20 protein-coding genes and 2 rRNA genes are annotated in these 17,429 nt (G+C 57.9%); all 22 read right to left on the bottom strand.

Features of this window, described 5'->3' with window-relative positions:
- Positions 1–23 precede the first annotated feature (23 nt).
- Entirely contained in the window at positions 24–1,232 is a 1,209-nt protein-coding gene (locus BUB44_RS09930; protein ID WP_242655947.1) for an anti-sigma factor domain-containing protein, read from the bottom strand.
- 15 nt (positions 1,233–1,247) lie between these two features.
- Entirely contained in the window at positions 1,248–1,970 is a 723-nt protein-coding gene (locus BUB44_RS09925; RefSeq protein WP_027357168.1) for a sigma-70 family RNA polymerase sigma factor, read from the bottom strand.
- A gap of 138 nt (positions 1,971–2,108) precedes the next feature.
- A complete protein-coding gene (locus BUB44_RS09920) occupies positions 2,109–3,101 on the bottom strand; it encodes a cation diffusion facilitator family transporter (protein ID WP_073165797.1) in 993 nt (330 codons plus the stop codon).
- A gap of 220 nt (positions 3,102–3,321) precedes the next feature.
- The gene (locus BUB44_RS09915; protein WP_027357167.1) at positions 3,322–4,050 is read right to left on the bottom strand and encodes a TraR/DksA C4-type zinc finger protein; all 729 of its coding nucleotides are present in this window, start codon (positions 4,048–4,050) and stop codon (positions 3,322–3,324) included.
- Between the two features lie 94 nt (positions 4,051–4,144).
- A complete protein-coding gene (locus tag BUB44_RS09910; protein WP_027357166.1) occupies positions 4,145–4,450 on the bottom strand; it encodes a DUF5665 domain-containing protein in 306 nt (101 codons plus the stop codon).
- 171 nt (positions 4,451–4,621) lie between these two features.
- Positions 4,622–5,497 (bottom strand): protein translocase subunit SecF, encoded by an 876-nt coding sequence (secF, locus tag BUB44_RS09905; protein ID WP_073165793.1) that lies wholly within the window; start codon positions 5,495–5,497, stop codon positions 4,622–4,624.
- 13 nt (positions 5,498–5,510) lie between these two features.
- Positions 5,511–6,758, bottom strand: coding sequence for a protein translocase subunit SecD (gene secD / locus BUB44_RS09900; protein ID WP_073165834.1), 1,248 nt, complete (start codon positions 6,756–6,758; stop codon positions 5,511–5,513).
- Between the two features lie 29 nt (positions 6,759–6,787).
- Positions 6,788–7,447 carry an HD domain-containing protein gene (locus BUB44_RS09895; RefSeq protein ID WP_073165791.1) on the bottom strand — a complete coding sequence of 220 codons (660 nt, stop codon included), beginning with the start codon at positions 7,445–7,447 and terminating at the stop codon, positions 6,788–6,790.
- Between the two features lie 156 nt (positions 7,448–7,603).
- Entirely contained in the window at positions 7,604–7,885 is a 282-nt protein-coding gene (gene yajC, locus BUB44_RS09890) for a preprotein translocase subunit YajC (RefSeq protein ID WP_027357162.1), read from the bottom strand.
- Positions 7,886–7,959: 74 nt separating this feature from the next.
- Positions 7,960–9,072, bottom strand: coding sequence for a tRNA guanosine(34) transglycosylase Tgt (tgt, locus tag BUB44_RS09885; protein WP_073165789.1), 1,113 nt, complete (start codon positions 9,070–9,072; stop codon positions 7,960–7,962).
- A 66-nt stretch (positions 9,073–9,138) separates the two neighbouring features.
- Positions 9,139–10,164: a tRNA preQ1(34) S-adenosylmethionine ribosyltransferase-isomerase QueA gene (gene queA, locus BUB44_RS09880; RefSeq protein ID WP_073165832.1), complete on the bottom strand. Its 1,026-nt coding sequence runs from the start codon at positions 10,162–10,164 to the stop codon at positions 9,139–9,141.
- Positions 10,165–10,186: 22 nt separating this feature from the next.
- On the bottom strand, positions 10,187–11,614 hold the full coding sequence (locus BUB44_RS09875) for a SpoIID/LytB domain-containing protein (protein WP_157833009.1): 1,428 nt from the start codon (positions 11,612–11,614) through the stop codon (positions 10,187–10,189).
- Positions 11,615–11,696: 82 nt separating this feature from the next.
- The gene (locus BUB44_RS09870; RefSeq protein ID WP_027357158.1) at positions 11,697–11,915 is read right to left on the bottom strand and encodes a DUF2905 domain-containing protein; all 219 of its coding nucleotides are present in this window, start codon (positions 11,913–11,915) and stop codon (positions 11,697–11,699) included.
- The gene (locus tag BUB44_RS09865; RefSeq protein ID WP_027357157.1) at positions 11,912–12,472 is read right to left on the bottom strand and encodes an epoxyqueuosine reductase QueH; all 561 of its coding nucleotides are present in this window, start codon (positions 12,470–12,472) and stop codon (positions 11,912–11,914) included. The genes BUB44_RS09870 and BUB44_RS09865 overlap by 4 nt, the downstream gene beginning before the upstream one ends.
- Before the next feature lie 13 nt (positions 12,473–12,485).
- Positions 12,486–13,508, bottom strand: a complete 1,023-nt coding sequence (ruvB, locus tag BUB44_RS09860; protein ID WP_027357156.1) for a Holliday junction branch migration DNA helicase RuvB — start codon at positions 13,506–13,508, stop codon at positions 12,486–12,488.
- Positions 13,509–13,530: 22 nt separating this feature from the next.
- Positions 13,531–14,148 carry a Holliday junction branch migration protein RuvA gene (gene ruvA, locus BUB44_RS09855; protein WP_027357155.1) on the bottom strand — a complete coding sequence of 206 codons (618 nt, stop codon included), beginning with the start codon at positions 14,146–14,148 and terminating at the stop codon, positions 13,531–13,533.
- The gene (gene ruvC, locus BUB44_RS09850; RefSeq protein ID WP_027357154.1) at positions 14,145–14,648 is read right to left on the bottom strand and encodes a crossover junction endodeoxyribonuclease RuvC; all 504 of its coding nucleotides are present in this window, start codon (positions 14,646–14,648) and stop codon (positions 14,145–14,147) included. Before ruvC ends, ruvA begins: the two co-directional genes overlap by 4 nt.
- Positions 14,649–14,711: 63 nt before the next feature.
- Positions 14,712–15,359 (bottom strand): hypothetical protein, encoded by a 648-nt coding sequence (locus tag BUB44_RS09845; RefSeq protein ID WP_027357153.1) that lies wholly within the window; start codon positions 15,357–15,359, stop codon positions 14,712–14,714.
- Positions 15,360–15,485: 126 nt separating this feature from the next.
- Positions 15,486–16,211 carry a YebC/PmpR family DNA-binding transcriptional regulator gene (locus tag BUB44_RS09840; RefSeq protein ID WP_073165785.1) on the bottom strand — a complete coding sequence of 242 codons (726 nt, stop codon included), beginning with the start codon at positions 16,209–16,211 and terminating at the stop codon, positions 15,486–15,488.
- Positions 16,212–16,250: 39 nt separating this feature from the next.
- A complete protein-coding gene (gene nadE, locus BUB44_RS09835; protein WP_073165782.1) occupies positions 16,251–16,976 on the bottom strand; it encodes an NAD(+) synthase in 726 nt (241 codons plus the stop codon).
- Between the two features lie 146 nt (positions 16,977–17,122).
- Positions 17,123–17,238: ribosomal RNA gene (gene rrf / locus BUB44_RS09830) — 5S ribosomal RNA — on the bottom strand.
- A 49-nt stretch (positions 17,239–17,287) separates the two neighbouring features.
- Positions 17,288–17,429, bottom strand: a 23S ribosomal RNA gene (locus BUB44_RS09825); the annotation flags it as partial.

Here is a 17,429-nt window from a genome sequence, read left to right as displayed (position 1 = left end):
CCCTGCTGCTGGCAAATTTTCAGTTAATTACATTCTACCACCCTGCCGCCTGCCTGGCAATAGCCGGCCTGTATTGACCTGCCCGCAAAAACCCGCCGGCCAAAATGCGCTCCGAAAACTCCTGCCCCCGCATGGCCGGGGCCATTATCATAATTTTTCCGGTCCCGGCCGGCCGGCTGGTTAAACTCAATCTCACTGCCGGCATTAATGTTCTCAACCTTTACCTCCACCTGCCGGGCGCAGTCCTGCCGCCCCGCTGCTCCTTCTTCACCCCCCCCGGGCAGTTCCCGGTCCTTGCCCGGTGTCACCCGTTCAGCCGGGGGTGCCGGCTCCTGCACTGCCGCACCGCTTCTGTGGTCAACCCGGGAAGCCTTTCCCTGCGGCGGGGGAACCCTTTCCTGAACCCTGCTGCCTGCCGTATCTTTTACCGCACCGGGCAGGGAGCGGTTGTTTTCCACCGCTTTGGGTGCCGGCACCCACCCGCTGTAGCCGTGCTTACCCAGCACTTCTTTTATGGTTACACCTTTCTTCTGTTCCAGACTGGATATTTTTTCCTTTTTCAATTCCTCCAGGCCGATGTTCAGGCCTTTCTTTTTGCCCTCAACGTGGATCAGGTAACGGCCAGTGGACAGGCCAAGCTTACTGGCCTGCCGGCGCATTTCCGGGGCCGCGGTTTCCACCACCACTTCCGCCGGTACCCCCGCCGAGCTCAGGGACCTGACGATAACCTGGTAGATTTCCCTTGCTTGCGGCGCAGGTTCCCGCCCGTTTCCCGCAGCAATGGTGGTCAGGATAACATTGTTCCGGGCCGGCTGGAGATAACGGGATTGAACCGCCCGGTCCAGCAGAGAGTCAATGGCTTTTTCCACCGGCAGGCCCAGCACCGGGACCCGGGAGAGCAGGTCCTTACCCGCCGCATTCAACCCCCGCGCCTGGCACACGAGTTCCCGCCGGTCCAATGCCATCTCCACACTGGGGTTAATGTCCAGCGAGACAAAAGCCACCGCCTGGTTCAGCCAGCCGCGGTAGAAAAGTCCTGCCCCCAGAATCAGCAGCAGGCTTGCCGCTACCAGCAGTGACTGCCAGTAGACAGGGCGCCTGCGGAAACTGAAGCTAACCTCCTCACCCGGGCGCGCTCCACCGGCGGGAAGGGGGATTTCCCGGAACTGCGCGTCAGGAGTGAGTATAATACAGGATCTGGCTTTAACCTCCACGACAATGCCGGTAAGCACTTTTTCCAATTCACTTCATTCTCCTTTACCGCTGGCTTTAAGGTAATGGCAGAGGTATAAATATTCCTGGCAGTGATGCCATAAAAGGGCCATGGCAATTATATACTTGCGTCCCCGCTCCAGGGTTTTGCGGTGCACCCCGGTCAGCAGGGAGAGTTCTTTAATGGGCAGCTTTCCGGTCCTGACCAGCTGCTCGAACAGGGCACCGTCCCCGGCCAGGCGGCGGGAAACGTGCAATAAAACCTGCCGGGCATCACGATGCCTGGGTGCACAGCGTACCAGATCGGAAAAGGAGATCCCGAATTCAGCCAGCATCGCGGCATATTCCCGGATCTCTTCCTCCCTTTCCCGGGCCGCCTCGCGGTCCAGATACTCTCCCCAGGCCCGGGATGATTCCAGGGAAAATGCCGACATTTCTTCCAGCTCACTGTTCAGGGAGCCGGCCATGTGGGCGGATACCCTGTTCTCCTTGCGCAGGTAATCCGTAAGGCGACTTTTAATCAGGAGCCGGGCATAAGCCAGGAAAGGAACTTTCCGGTCTTCCTCATAACGGTCAATGGCTTCGTTAAAGGCCATAAAGGCAATGCTCAATTCGTCGTCATAACCCCATTCCAGGTGCCGGCGGCAAAGCCCGGCGGTAACCCGGGTGATAAAGGGGCGACACTCCGCCAGCAGCTGCTCCCGGGCCGTACCATCCCCCGCCCTGGCCAGGGCAAGGAGGTTTTCTATGTTCCCCACCGGCAGCACCATCCTTTTAGTACCTCATGCTCCACCCCCATCCTGCCCGGCTTCTACATAATAATAACTACGCAGGAAGCCGCCCGGTTTGAGGGAGCATGGGCGCAGGCAGTTTTTTCCTGCAGGAAGTCAATTTTTTCAACTATTTCCATTGCCGCGGGGAGAGGTTTTTTCCGGAGAACCCGCGCAGGCCCGGCACTCTTCGCACCTGCGCTCCTGAGCGGGATCGGCCAGGGCGACGTGCACCCGGCAGACATGGCAGTCGCTGGTACCCGGGCGACAGGGTTCGGTATGAATAAGCACCTGGGCTCCCGCCAGGTGCCGGCGGATGTCTTCCTCAATGGCGTCACAGAGCCGGTGCACCTGGGCAATGGGACGGTAGCCGGGAACCACCAGGTGGCAATCTATGTGCCGGTCCGGGCCGGCCCGGCGGGTGCGCAGGTCGTGAAACTGGACAAACTCCCCGGCATAGGATTCCAGAACCCGGCGGATCACCTGTTCTTCCTCGTCGGGAAGGCGGGCATCGACAATGCTGCCCCAGGAACCCCGCAGCAGATCGAAGGCCGCTTTAAAAATGAACAGGGAAACAACCAGGGCAATCAGTGGATCCAGTATATGCCACCCGGTTAACTGAATGGCCAGCATGGCCCCAAATACCCCTGCTGAAGTTAAGACATCGGTCCGCAGGTGCCAGGCATCTGCTTCCAGGGCCGGGGATCCGGTCCGCCTGGCCGTGCGCATCAGCAGGCTGGAAATAAGCAGGTTGACCACCGCCGAACATCCCATGACCGCCATCCCCAGGCCCAGGTGTTGCACTTCCCGGGCTCCCAGGAGCTTGGGAATGGCCTGCCACACTATTACTATCCCGGCAGCGACGATTAACAGCGCTTCAATAATGGCCGCCACATTCTCAAATTTACCGTGGCCGTAATTGTGCTCGGCATCAGCCGGGCGGGAGGACTGGCGAACAGAGGCATAGGCAATCAATGCTGCCAGCAGGTCCAGGCCCGAATGCAGGGCTTCGGAAATAACCGCCACCGAATTCATGGCCAGGCCCACACCCAGCTTCCCGGCGGTAAGCAGGGTATTGGAAGCAACGGAAAGCCTGGCGACCTTTATTTTCTCGTCCAAGCCCATCACCCCTTATAAAAAACAACCCCAGGCCACCAGCACCATAAGGACTGGTGGCCGCAGGCTGTCGACAAGACACTCCGCGCGTGCCCGGTCGTTTCGCTGGCCGGGCCAAAAGGCCCCGTCTCCGGTCTTCGGCGGGTACCGTTACTGGTAGTATAGCACAGGGACTGGTTTAAAAACAGCCGTGGACAATAAATTGATCCGCGGGAAATTGCTTTTAACCATAGGGGGAACCATCATCCCCTTCCCCCTTGCTGTGCTCGATGCCCACATCGATCCGCTCGGAAGGTGCGCTCTCGTCATCATAACCGCGCCGGTTTTCGTATATTACGCCGTCATCACCAATTTCATAGGGAATGTTTTCCACTTCCTCCACGTATCCCCGGTCTTCCTCGGCCAATTCGCCGGGGCCGTAATAAGCACCGGCCTGAGCCTGCTCGGCGTGTTCAAAATACCGTGCCACCTCCTGCCAGGAATCCTCCAGATCGTACATGACACCATCCAGGTCTTCTTCATAACTGGTCTGGTAGAGATCTTTAATAATTTCCTCCTCTATGGGACGGTAAGAGCTCACCGGGCGCTTTTCATCCCGCAGGCGGCAGCGGTAGCAAAGAGTGGTATAGGGAACGGCCTCCAGCCTTGCCGGGTCTATGGCCTCGCCGCAGATCTCGCAAAAGCCGTAGGTACCCTGCTCGAGCCTGGCCAGGGCTTCATCGATGGCGCGTATCTTGATCTTGGCATCTTCCCGCAGGGCAAAATCCTTGCTGCGCTCAAAAAGTTCCGTGCCGATATCTCCCGGGTTGTTATCGTAAAGAGACAGCTCCCCTATGGAATCGGACATGGATGTGGCCAGGCCGCCTTCGTTAATGCCCTTGATCAGCTCCATCTGCCTCTGTTTTTCTTCCTCCAGGCGGCGGCGCACTTCCGCCAGCTGTTCTTTATCCATCATCAATCCTCCTTTTACCGGTCGCCGGTCCGGTGATACGGTTAATACCCGCCCCGGGGCAACCGGCCTGCTCCGGTCAAAACACCGGGTATTTTTAAGGGGGAGTTCCCAGGCGGGTCTGGACTATAGCCACAATTTCCGCAATAAAACCACCGATCACCGGCAGGTTGAGCATCACCAGCCGCTGCAGAACAGCAATTAAAATTGCCCCCAGCAGGGCAAACCCCACGGCTATGCCCACGCCCCGGGCCAGGCCGGAAAGAAAATTAACGTAGAGCAGCCTGCCGGGCTGTTCCAGGAGTTCCACATATTCGGCCAGTTTCATTTTTTCCATGTTGATGGACAGCTCGGTGATCTTTTCCCGCAGGGCTTCCAGGATGCGCCTTTCATTTTCGTCCACCCGGGGTCATCCTCCCATAAATTATGGTTTGAACTGTGCACGGCTTAATTTTAATTTTCCCCGTGCGGTTAACCCTAAACAAAAAATTTTCATCCCGGCCGGCAATAAAAAAACGGCGGCATTTGCCACCGCTTCAGGCTATCGACAAAGATGGTAGCGGGGTAAACCAACCTAAGCCCTGGCCTCTTTTACCTTAGCCCGCTTTTCCATGAGCTTAAAGTCCACCCAGAGTGGGCCAGCATTGCAGATGGAGGAATAAGCTCCGCTGACCACACCGATGAGCAGGGCCAGGATAAAATTGCGGATGGTGCTGCCGCCCAGGAAGTAGAGGGCCACCAGGACAAAAACCACCGTGAGCACCGTGTTGATGGACCGGGTCAGAGTCTGCCACAGGCTGGCGTTAACAATATCCTCCAGACTTTCCCCTTTCTTGCGGTGCAGCATATTCTCCCGGACACGGTCGAAAATAACGATGGTATCGTTTATGGAATAACCGATAATGGTCAGGAGAGCGGCCACAAAGGCGCCGTCCACCTCAATCTGAAAGAGGGAGAAAACACCCGTAACCACCAGGGTATCGTGGATCAGCGCAATGACGGCCGCGATCCCCTGCTTGAATTCAAAGCGGATGCTGATGTAAATAATCATCAGCACCGACGCCACCAGCAGGGCCAGGAGAGCCTTGGTGGTCAGCTCCCGGCCAATGGTGGGTCCGATGGATTCATTGCGCAGCACAGTATACTTCCCCAGGCTGTTCAGGGCGGCCATCAGTTTATCCTGTTCCTCCTGGGTCAGGTGCCTGGTACGAATAAGGTAATCGGAGGTACCGCTTTTTTGAATGCCCCGGCTGAACTCCAGCCCCTGGGCGGATACCACCTGGCGCACCTTTTCCACCGGCACCGGGTTCTCAAAACGCACCTCCAGCAGGTTGCCGCCGGTGAATTCTATACCGAGATTCAATCCCTGAACCATCAGGGAGATCAGGCCGGGTATGATAACCAGCAGGGAAATGATATACCAGATTTTCCTGAGCCTGATGAAATGCATCCTTCAACACCCCCTATGCCCCGTATGCCCTGACATTTCTCACCAGGCCGCTTCCCGCCAGCAGGTGCAGCAGCCAGCGGGTGACGGTAATGGCGGTAAACATGCTGGCCACAATACCTATCCCCAGGGTGATGGCAAAACCCCGCACAGAACCCATGCCGAAGAAGTAGAGCACTACGGCGGCAATGAGGGTGGTGGCGTTGGCATCAAAGATGGCGGTAAATGCCCGCTTGAAGCCGGCATCAATGGCCGAACGCAGGCTCTTCCCCGCCCGCAGCTCTTCCTTCAGGCGCTCAAAGATGATCACGTTGGCATCCACGGCAATACCCAGGGACAACAGGAAGGCGGCAATACCCGGTAGGGTCATGGTCACATTCATGCCCACGTAAATGGCCAGCACAATTAAGGCATAGATCAGCAGGGCAAAGTCGGCCACCAGCCCGGGTACCCGGTAGTACATGATCATGAAGATCAGGATGGCCAGCACACCCACCAGCCCGGCATGCTTGGATTTCTGCAGCGAGTCCGCACCCAGGGCCGGGCCCACCGCCCGCTTCTCCACCACTTCCACCTTGACCGGCAGGGCACCGGAGCGGAGCAAAACGGCAATATTGTGGGCTTCCTCCAGGGACTCATAGCCGGTAATCTGGGCCTTGCCGTTGGGAATGGGTTCCTTGACCACGGGACTCTGTAAAACCTTCCCGTCCAAAATGATAGCAATGGGTTTGCCTACGTTAGCCGCCGTAGCATCGGCAAACTTTTTGGCCCCGGCGGCATTAAAAGTAAGGTCTACTTTTACCTGCCCCGAAGTGGGGTCCTTGGATTCCACGGCATCCTTCAAGTCGGCCCCGGTAACCACCGTTTTCCCATCCATGGTTTTAAATTCCAGGTAGGCCGTCTTCACCAGGTTGCGTACGGCCTCCTCGGGGTCAATCCTGCCCGCAATCTCCACAATCAACCGGTTCCGCCCCTGCTGCTGGATAACCGGCTCCGCCACGCCAAACTGGTCGACCCGGCGCTGGATTACAGCCATCAGCTGCTGCATCGATTCCTGGGTGACCTTCGCTTCGGGGGTGTCCTTAGCTTCCAGGACCACGTGCACCCCGCCCTGCAGGTCGAGGCCCAGGGTGACATCCTTGATCAGGGGCAGGTATTTCCCCAGGTAGGGGATGTTTTTAAAGGCCGGGGTTACGGCAGCCGCCGTAGCCAGGGCTACGAGAATTACCAATCCGGCGAGAATGAGTATTTTGTTCCACTTCAGCTTCATACCAAAACTCCTCTCCTGCTGCTCTAGAGCAATCGGGAACCATTAATAATCAGCTCGAAATTACAGTGCAGGAAATTGGCCGCCCGGCGGCACAGGGTCATCCGGGTCAGGAAGATCTCAAAATATTCCATGACCGGGCAGATGTTTATATCTATGGTCAGGTCCATGGTAATGGTGCGCTTGTCCCTGTCCACCGTGATAAAGGCGTGCTCCACGGCGTAATTTACCCGGTCGTGGATATCAAAGGTGGCGAAATCCTGGTTGCGCACCCGGGAACGGTGGACATCGGATTTATCGGCCACTATCAGGGCGGCCGCCACATTGTTGACCGGCTGTCCGTACTGCTCCTCGTGATTGGCAATGGCCGAAATCACCGTGGCCATCTCGTCGGGGTCCATGCCCATGCTGTTTAATATGGTAAAGGCCAGGACCGCCCCGGAAATACCATGGTCATTCCGGCTGACCACATTGCCAATATCGTGCATGTAGCCCGCAATAGCTGCCAGCTCGGCTTCCCTTTCGGGGTAGCCCAGCCGCTCCAGGATGCTGCGGGCCAGGCTGCTTACCAGGTTCAAATGCCGGTAACTGTGCTCGGTATAACCCAGCACACCCAGATATTCATTGCCCTTGCGAATGAAACTGTCCACCAGGGGATTCTTTTTGATGTCTTCCAGGGTAATCAAAGATTTTCCATCTCCTTAAACATAGAAGCCCTGAAAAAGCCCCGCCTGTTCCGGGAAAGCGGGGCAGGCTGGATTATCCATGGCCTGGTACATTTAACCAGTTTAGCCCCTACGGAGAAAAAGAGTAGGAATGACCTACTCTTCCGGGAAACCGGTTTATTTTTCCTCTTCTTCTTCCCGTGGTCTGACCTGGGCAACGGCATTTTTCAGGATTTCAATCCGCACATTGTCCGCCACCCGGACCACCAGGGAATCTTCCTTTATCTTTACTATGGTGCCATAGATGCCGCCTATGGTTATTATAGGGTCGTTTACCTTCAGGTTGCGGATCATTTCCATGTGCTTTTTCTGCCGCTGCTGCTGGGGACGAATGAGCAGGAAGTAAAGCAGGGCAAACAGGGCAACTATGTAGAGAATGGAAATAAGCTGCTGGTTCATTGATAACCTCCTTTCTCCTGAAGAGTTAATATTCGTGCCGGAAAGGCAATTCCCTTTCCGGGCGAAAGAAAAATTTAATTTTTATTCCAGCGGGCCAGGAATGCTTCCTTAAACTCAAGGAAACTTCCCTCCAGGATGGCCCGCCGGATATTTCTCATCAGTTCGAGAATAAAATGCAGGTTGTGCAGGGTGGTCAGGCGTATGCCCAGGACCTCGTTGGCTTTGAGAAGGTGGCGGATGTAGGCCCTGGTAAAGTGCCGGCAGGCATAGCAGCCGCACTCCGGATCCAGGGGACGGAAATCCCGGGCGTAGGCGGCATTGCGCACCACCAGCTTCCCGTCGCGGGTAAAGACAGTCCCGTTGCGGGCAATGCGGGTGGGCAAAACGCAGTCAAACATATCCACTCCCCGGGCCACGCCCTCCAGCAGGCAGTCGGGTGAACCCACACCCATCAAATAACGGGGCTTGTGAGGGGGCAGGAGGGGTACGGTATAATCCAGGACCTCGTACATAACCTCCTTGGGTTCGCCCACACTGAGCCCCCCGATACCATAGCCGGGAAAATCCAGGGCCAGCAAATCCTTCACGCTTTTTTCCCGCAGGTCCCGGTGCACCCCTCCCTGGATAATGCCAAACAGGGCCTGATCTTCCCGCCGGCTGGCCTCCCGGCAGCGCAGGGCCCAGCGGCTGGTCCTCTCCGTGGCTTCCCGGGCTTCCTCGTAGCTACAGGGGTAGGGGGCACACTGATCAAAGGCCATGGCAATGTCCGAACCCAGGGCCTCCTGCACGGCCACCGCCTTTTCCGGGCTGAAAAAGTGCTCGCTGCCGTCTATGTGGGAGCGGAACCAGACCCCGTTATCCTCGATGCGGCACAGGGAGGCCAGGCTGAAAACCTGAAAGCCGCCGCTGTCGGTGAGGATGGGACCGTTCCACCCCATAAAACGGTGCAGTCCTCCCGCCTCCCTGATCAGGTCGGCACCGGGGCGCAGGTACAGGTGGTAGGTATTGCTCAGGATCAATCTGGCCCCCAGTTCCTCCACCTCCCGGGGGGTCATGGTTTTTACCGTGGCCTGGGTGCCCACGGGCATAAATACCGGCGTTTCCACATCCCCCCGCAGGGTGTGCAGGACCCCGGCCCGGGCCATGGTACGATTATCTTCCTGGATGATGGAAAAACTGACTGTCACGCTTCCTCAACCTCTTCAATACCCAAACCGGAATAGGAAATATACCTGATTTTAAAACCAGCCTGTTTAGATAATCAACATTGCATCCCCGAAGCTGAAGAAACGGTAGCGCATTTCCACCGCCGTGCGGTAGGCGTGTAAAATCTTTTCCCGCCCGGCAAAGGCGCTGACCATCATCAACAGGGTCGACCGGGGCAGGTGAAAGTTGGTCACCAGGGCGTCCACCGCCTTAAAACGGTAACCCGGGTAAATGAAAATATCCGTCCACCCGGCTCCGGCCCGGACCTGCCCGTCCTCGCCGGCCACGGTTTCCAGGCAGCGGGTGGTGGTGGTACCCACGGCCACCACCCGCCCGCCGCGGGCCCGGGCTGCGTTTATGGTCCGGGCCGCCTCCTCAGTGACCTCGTAATACTCGGCATGCATGTGGTGCCTGGTAATGTCCTCAACCCTCACCGGACGGAAGGTACCCAGCCCCACGTGCAGCAGCACCCGGACCAGCTGTACACCCCTGGCTTCAATTTTGTCCAGCAACTCCCTGGTAAAATGCAGCCCGGCAGTGGGAGCCGCGGCGGACCCCTCCTGCCGGGCATAAACCGTCTGATAACGCTCGGGATCGTCCGGATACTTTTTTATATACGGGGGCAGGGGCATCCTGCCCAGCCGGGCCAGTACCTCCGCAAAGGGAAGCGCTGAGCTGAAGGATATGATCCGGCCGCCCGCCGCGGTCACGTCTTCAATCAACCCCTCCGCCAGTCCTTCTCCAAAGATCAGGCGCACACCCGGCTTCAGGCGCCGCCCCGGCCGCACCAGCGCTTCCCAGCGCCGTTCCTCCAGCGGCCTGAGAAGCAGAACTTCTACTTCCGCCCCTCCCTGCGCCCTGCGGCCCATCAACCGGGCCGGAATAACCCGCGTCTCGTTAATTACCAGTACATCGGGAGGCGAAAGGTATTCCACGATATCTTTAAACAGGCGGTGCTCCATACGGCCGTCCTGCCGGAACAGCACCATCAACCGGGATTCATCCCGGCGGGGGGCCGGATCCTGGGCGATGAGCTCGGGAGGTAACTCGTAGTCAAAGTCGCTTAACTGCAGGCCCAAAAGACCATCCCCCATTTTATTTACCATAATTGGAAACTATCTGTATGCCTGAATAATAGTATTTCAAGATTTCCTGGTAAGTATAACCCCGGGAGGCCATGCCCAGGGCCCCGTACTGGGACATGCCCAGCCCGTGGCCCCAGCCGTTGCCCACGAAGGTAACCCTCTCCAGGCGCGGCTGCTGCCCGTCCTGCCCGTCCCCGGCAGGCGGCAACATAACCTTTTCCATGGAGAAGCTGGCACTCTTCAAGCCCAGGGCGCGGCGCACTTCGTCGGCCTTTCCTTTAAGGGGGTCCCGGCCAATTTCAATGGTTATGGGCTGACCCTCCGGGTCCAGACCGCTTACCGCAAGGGCCTTCACCCGCTGCCCGGTGGAGGTACGCTCCAGCTCCACCAGGTCGTATATTTCGCTGAACCGGTATCCCGCCGCGGCCAGCTGCTCCTTGAGCTGATCGGCGGTACAGGTCTTGCTCCAGCCGTAGTGGGTGTTCTGCGGATTCTTATCGAAGGGATCCGGCCGGGCCCGCAGGTAATCCACCGGGCTTCTCCAGACGTCCTCGCTGTTTTCGGTGTACCCGCCGCTGGAGCTGTGGAAATAAGCACTGATGGGCCGGCCGCCGTACGTGGCCACAATTCCCCTGGTTTCATCCACCGCCCTGGTGGTGGCGGGATTTTCTACATCATAACCGCGGTATACCTGGCTTGACTGGGTGGCCAGCACGTCGAAACCCTGGCTGGCGTAGCCGCCCTTCTGGGCCAGGACGTAACTGCGGGCGGCCACCGCCTGGGCTTTCAAAGCCTCGGCGGGCCAGTAGGCGGGCATTTCCGCCGGTACCACCCCGTAAAGGTATTCTTCAACGGGTAACTGGTTAACTACCGTGATACCCGCGTTATCAAGACGGAACTCCATATCACCCCTGTAACGCCGGGCCTGCTCCCCCTGGTAGAGGGTAACCAGCCCCGTTCCCCGGGCGGGGGCAAGTTTTTTCACCTGCCCGCCGGCACCCAGCACGTGGACACCCGCCAGGTTATCGGGCAGGGCCTTCCTGCCGCCCGCCCCTTCCGCGTACAACCCGCTTTCCCGCTCCACCTGCAGGCCGGTACCGGAAAGGACGTCCACTTTTACTCCCCGGCCCACTACCTTAAGGGGTCCTTCAAAGCTGCCCATGAGCCGGCCATCCCTGTACAGTTCCAGCCCCTCCGGGGAGTGGCGCACTTCCCAGCGCTGGCCGGGCTCAATCCCGGAAACAACCCGGCCCGTATACTCATCAACCAGTTGATAATCCCCTGTAGCTGAAAAGGCCACCTGGCTGGCCTTCTGAACCAGGCCGACCCTCACCTCTTGTTCCACCTCTGCATCCCCCGCAGCCGACCAGGCGGGGTAACCCGGCAGGGCCAGCAACATCACCAGAAGAATAACCAGACCCAGTTTTTTTCTGAACACCAAACAATAACCTCCTGGATGTAAATTCTCCACCATCCAGGTAGGTTCGACATATCTTCCCACTTTCCTGCCATTTATGGAATTACCGGCGGAAAATCAGGTTTAAAATCAGTGTGAGCAGAAGGCTCAAAACAATGGAGGTCACGATGGGAAAGTAAAAGGTAAAGTTACCCTTCTGGATCAGGATATCTCCCGGGAGGCGGCCCAGGTGAAAAAGCCTTTCCGATAACATGAGCAGGCCGCCGATAACCACAAGGAAAACGCCCATGAGGGCGATCATCTTGCCCAGCCCGTACATCATTTCCCCTCACCTGTATCCTTTTTTTTCACGGGGCGGTAGTAACGCTCCTTTTCACTGTATATGCACCCGCAGTACTGCTGGCGATACATACCCAGTTCCTTGGAACGGGCCACCGCTTCTTTAAACCCCGGACGGAAATCCACGTAGTAAAAGGGCACGCCCGACTCCTCGCCCGCGTTCTCCCCTATTTCCCGGATCAGGTCGTGCTTTTGAAAGGGGCTGACCAGAAGGGTGGTGGTAAAGGCATCGAATCCACCCCGCCTGGCCACCCTGGCCGCCTGGCGCAGGCGGAAAGCATAGCAGAACTGGCAGCGCCGGGCTTCCCGGTGAACCACCATCTGCAGAAATTGCTCCAGGGGGTATTCATCGCTGAAAATTACGGGCAGATCCTGCTCCCGGGCGTATTTCTCCAGCGTTTCCCGGCGCCTCTGCCACTCGGTGTAGGGATGGATATTGGGATTGAAGAAGTACCCGTAGACCGTATGCCCCTCCCGGCGCAGGTAATCCAGAGGGTAAATGGTGCAGGGACCGCAGCAGATATGCATTAGAATTTTCACCGGACACCACCTTCTACCACAGGCTGATTTGAACGGGGTCCTGTTTCAAAGGCAGGCCGAGATGCCTGTAAGCCGCGGGTGTGGCCACCCGGCCCCGGGGCGTACGGGCCAGGAGCCCCATCTGCAGCAGGTAGGGCTCGAAAACGTCTTCCAGGGTGCCCGCTTCTTCACCCGCGGCCGCCGCCAGGGTCTCCAGGCCTACGGGCCCGCCGTTGAACTTCTCTATAATTATTTGCAGCAGGCGGCGGTCAGTATGATCCAGGCCCAGGGGATCAACTTCCAGGAACTGCAGCGCCCTGACGGCCACCGCCCGGGTAATCATGCCACCGGCACGTACCTGGGCATAATCCCGCACCCGCCTTAACAGGCGGTTGGCCACCCGCGGTGTCCCCCGGGAGCGCCGGGCAATTTCCACCGCCCCCTCCCTTTCCACAGGAATGCCCAGGATGCGGGCCGAACGGGAAATAATCTGGACCAGCTCATCAACACCGTAATACTCCAGCCGGCAGATCACGCCAAAGCGGTCCCGCAGGGGGGAGGTGAGCAACCCGGCCCGCGTGGTGGCGCCAATCAGGGTAAACCGGGGCAGATCCAGGCGCAGGGAACGGGCCCCCGGCCCTTTACCGATGACAATATCCAGGGCAAAGTCCTCCATGGCCGGGTAAAGGATCTCCTCCACCGGGCGGCTCAGGCGGTGAATCTCGTCAATGAACAACACATCACCCTGAGTGAGGTTGGTCAGGATGGCCGCCAGGTCGCCGGGACGTTCAACGGCCGGACCGGAAGTAATCCGGATCCCTACCCCCAGCTCGCTGGCGATGATGCCGGCAAGAGTGGTTTTACCCAGGCCGGGCGGGCCGAATAACAGGACGTGGTCCAGCACTTCCCCCCGCTCCCTGGCCGCGCTAATAAAAATGGACAGGCTCTCCTTTATTTTCTCCTGGCCGATAAAATCCTGCAGCCGCCGCGGCCGCAGGGTATGCTCGCCCTCTCCATCTTCCGGCCGAAAAGCGGCGGAAAGCAGCCTCTCTTCCAAGGAAAAACACCCCCCTTACCGGTCACGCATTTTTTTGCCGGCCCAGCCACTGCAGGGCCAACCGCAGCAAATCTTCCACAGAGCCGGGGGCAGCCTGCCGGCTGACCTGCCGTACAGCCCGGCGGGCCTCCACCTGGCTGTAACCCAGGGACACCAGGGCAGCGGCGGCTTCCTCCTCACCCCCCGGCGGCAAAGCCGTTTCGTCGCTACCACTCCCGGTGCCGGCTTCGAGCTCCAGGCCGGCCAGCTTGTCCTTCAACTCCAGAATAATCCGCCGGGCTGTTTTTTTACCTATCCCCGGAACGGCTGTAAGGATGTTTTCGTTTTCTTCCAGCACAGCCCGGCGCAGGGTGACGGGGCTTACCGCAGAAAGAATGGCCAGGGCCGCCCGGGGTCCCACCCCGGCCACATTCAGCAGGCTGCGAAAGGCTTCCAGCTCCATCCGGCTGGAAAAACCAAAAAGGGCCGGCCCATCTTCCCGCCAGACCAGGTGGGTGTATAACTGCACCGGCTGCCCCTTTGGCGGCAAAAGGCTTACCATGGATAGAGGTACCCGCACCAGGTACCCCACCCCATGAACATCCAGGATGATACCATCTTCCTGTACCTCCAGAAGATGGCCCTTAAGAAAAGCAATCATCCCCGGGTTTCCCCCCTTATCCTGGCTGCTGACTGGAGGTAATGGGCATGACAGATGGCCACCGCCAGGGCATCGGCCACATCATCGGGACGGGGGACTTCCGGCAGGCCCAGAAGAGCCCGCACCATGTACTGGACCTGCTCCTTGGCCGCCCGGCCGTAACCAACCACGGCCTGCTTGACCTGCAGGGGGGTATACTCGGCCACCGCCAGGCCAGCATTTACGGCCGCCAGGATAGCCACTCCCCTGGCCTGCCCCACAGCCAGGGCTGTGCGTACATTTTTTTGAAAAAAAAGTTCTTCCACGGCAAACTGCCGGGGCCGGTAGTGCCTGAGCACCATTTCCAGCTGCCGGTATAGATGCTGCAGCCGGGAAGGCATGGACATGGTGGGCTGTGTGGTGATGCAGTCGTAGGCCACCACCGACAGCCGGTTTCCTTCCAGATCGATGATGCCGTAACCGGTTATGGCTGTACCCGGATCAATGCCAATAACCCGCATAAAAACCTCTCCCTGATTAAAAGTTCCACAAGACCTGTCCGGGCTCCTGCCATAAATTAAAAATCAAGCCCGGGGATTGTCCCCGGACTCAGTCAGCTCATCCAGGTTCTCCAGCATGGCATTAACCGCCTGTTCGGAAGGAAACTCCAGTTCTGAACGCAGGATGGCCTGTGTTTCCGGATCCTGCCGTTTAAAATCACCCGCTTTATGCAATTTCAACTGCAAATCGGGGTGCAGAACCGTTACCGGTATGTTTCTTTCCACCCGGAGCAGTTTCTGATCGTAGCCGAGCGGCCCCTGGAATACGGCCAGGTAACCCTCGTGAATACCCAGGTGCCGGTAATTCCTGTGCTCCGGGCAAAAATCTTCAACCCGCTGCTTAAACACCAGGGTTCTGCCCCGCTCTTCCATGCTCCAGCCCTCCGCAGGCGGGTAACGCTTTGCCAGTTCCTCCCTGTCCAGCCCCAGGAGCTCCCGGGGAGCACGGCCCAAAAAGACGACCTGGGTGTCGCCGCAAAGGTACTCCCTTTCCTCCTGGACAAAAGTATCCCTCTGCACCGGCAGGAGGGACCGGTCGCCGGAATTACCAAAGACGGCCAGGCCGGGTTTTATGGAGGGTTCCCCCAGCATGTTCAGCCCCGCATATATGCCCAGGGCCACCCCCAGCATTACCAGCAGGCCGGCAAAGGCGTACAATAACCTTTTCAGCATGGTTCCGGACACTCCTTTATCCGACTAGCTTTTCACCTGTTATATTATTGCCACATTTTGCCGGAACCATACCCGTCAATTTAAAGGGGGCAGCGGCTTCCCACTGCCCCACGGGCAAAACTAAAGTTAATTCTCCAGCTCAAAATTAGCATATACTTCCTGCACGTCATCGTGATCTTCCAGGGCTTCTATTAAACGCATCATCTGCTCCGCTTCCTGACCGGTGAGCCTGACCGTACTCCGGGGCACCATGGTTACCTGCGCCTCGGCTATGGGAACACCTTTTTCCTCCAGAGCCTGCCGCACCCTGTCGAAATCCTCGGGAGCGGTAATGATCTCAAACTCATCCTCTTCAGTTTTCATATCTTCAGCGCCGGCTTCTAACGCGGCCAGCATCAATTCATCCTCATCCAGGCCGTCTTTTTCCACCACGATAACGCCTTTTTTAGTAAACATCCAGGAAACACAGCCCGCTTCACCCAGATTACCACCGTGGCGGGAGAACAGGTGCCGGATCTCCCCGGCGGTGCGGTTACGGTTATCGGTCATGATCTCCAGCATCACCGCTACCCCACCTGGCCCGTACCCTTCATAAACCAGCTCCTCGTAAGCAGTCCCGCCCAGTTCACCGGTCCCTTTCTGGATAGCCCGCTGAATATTTTCATTGGGTATGTTGGCTTCTTTAGCCCGCTGTATGGCTGCCTTCAACCTGGGGTTGGCCTCCGGATCACCGCCTCTCAGGCGGGCTGCCACGATAATTTCCCTGGAGAGGCGGGTAAACAGCTTGCCTCTCTGGGCATCTACTCTGGCCTTTTTCCTCTTGATGGTTGACCACTTGGAATGGCCGGCCATACCATACCCCCCTCTCTAATTCCCTTCCCGGAAATTTAATTAAAAAGGCGGTATAGCAGGTAGCTGTTTTTTATGGGCATTTTTCGTCGCCAGGGTTTTAACTACCTCCATTACCCGCTGGTCGGCTTTTCCGGTAAGAATGAATTCATCCAGTTCCCGGTACGAGATTCCCATCTCCGCCTCATCATTTTGCCCGGACCACAAGCCGGCAGACGGGGGTTTCTCAATAATCCGGCGCGGTATACCCAGGTGTTCCGCCAGCTCATAAACCTGCCGCTTGACAAGATTGCCAAGGGGCAGGAGATCGACCCCGCCATCACCATGTTTGGTGAAGTAACCGACGGTAAGCTCGCTGCGGTTACCCGTTCCGGCAACCAGGTATTTAAGCCGGGAAGCATAAAAATAAAGGGTAATCATCCGCAGCCTGGGCTTAATGTTGGCAATGGAAAGCTCCCTATCCTGCACATGCTTTTCATCGCCGGTCAGCAGGCGAACCATGATGGTAAAAGGTTCATCAAGCACAATTTCTTTAAACGGGATAGCAAAAGTTTCGGCCACCAGCCTGGCGTCCTCAGCATCCTGGGGATTGCTGTAGCAGGGCATGATTACACCCAGCACATCATCAGGACAGGCCTGCTTGCACAAGACTGCCGTAACGGCGGAATCTATGCCACCGCTCAAACCCACTACATAACCCCGGGCACCCCTCGCTGCGGCCTGCTCTTTAAGCCATTCAACCAACCTTTGCGCGAGCAGATGCACAATCTGACCCCCCTGTACTAAAGGTCCTGTTTTTTATCTTAACATGCTGGTATGGATAAGGCAATTGTCCAGGAGACCCGGCCGCCCGGCAAACGGGTGCCCTCAACATGAAATACCCCCGGCTGATGAACCGGGGGTTAAGAAAAGTTTTCCGGCAGCGACCTACTCTCCCGGGGGTAGGCCCCCAAGTACCATCGGCCCTGGAGGGCTTAACTTCCGTGTTCGGGATGGGAACGGGTGTTTCCCCTCCGGTATAGCCACCGGAAAACCTGTATATTCCCTCAAAACTTCACAGTGAGAACCCGCAGGTATATGAGGTCAAGGCCTCGACCTATTAGTACCGGTCCGCTCAACCGGTTACCCGGCTTACACGCCCGGCCTATCTACCTGGTAGTCTTCCAGGGGTCTTACCCCGGCACCCGGTGAGCGCCGGGTGGGAAACCTTATCTTGAGGAG

The organism is Desulfofundulus australicus DSM 11792 (genome assembly GCF_900129285.1).
Lineage (GTDB): Bacteria > Bacillota > Desulfotomaculia > Desulfotomaculales > Desulfovirgulaceae > Desulfofundulus > Desulfofundulus australicus.
This window is presented reverse-complemented; position numbering and strand designations above follow the sequence as displayed.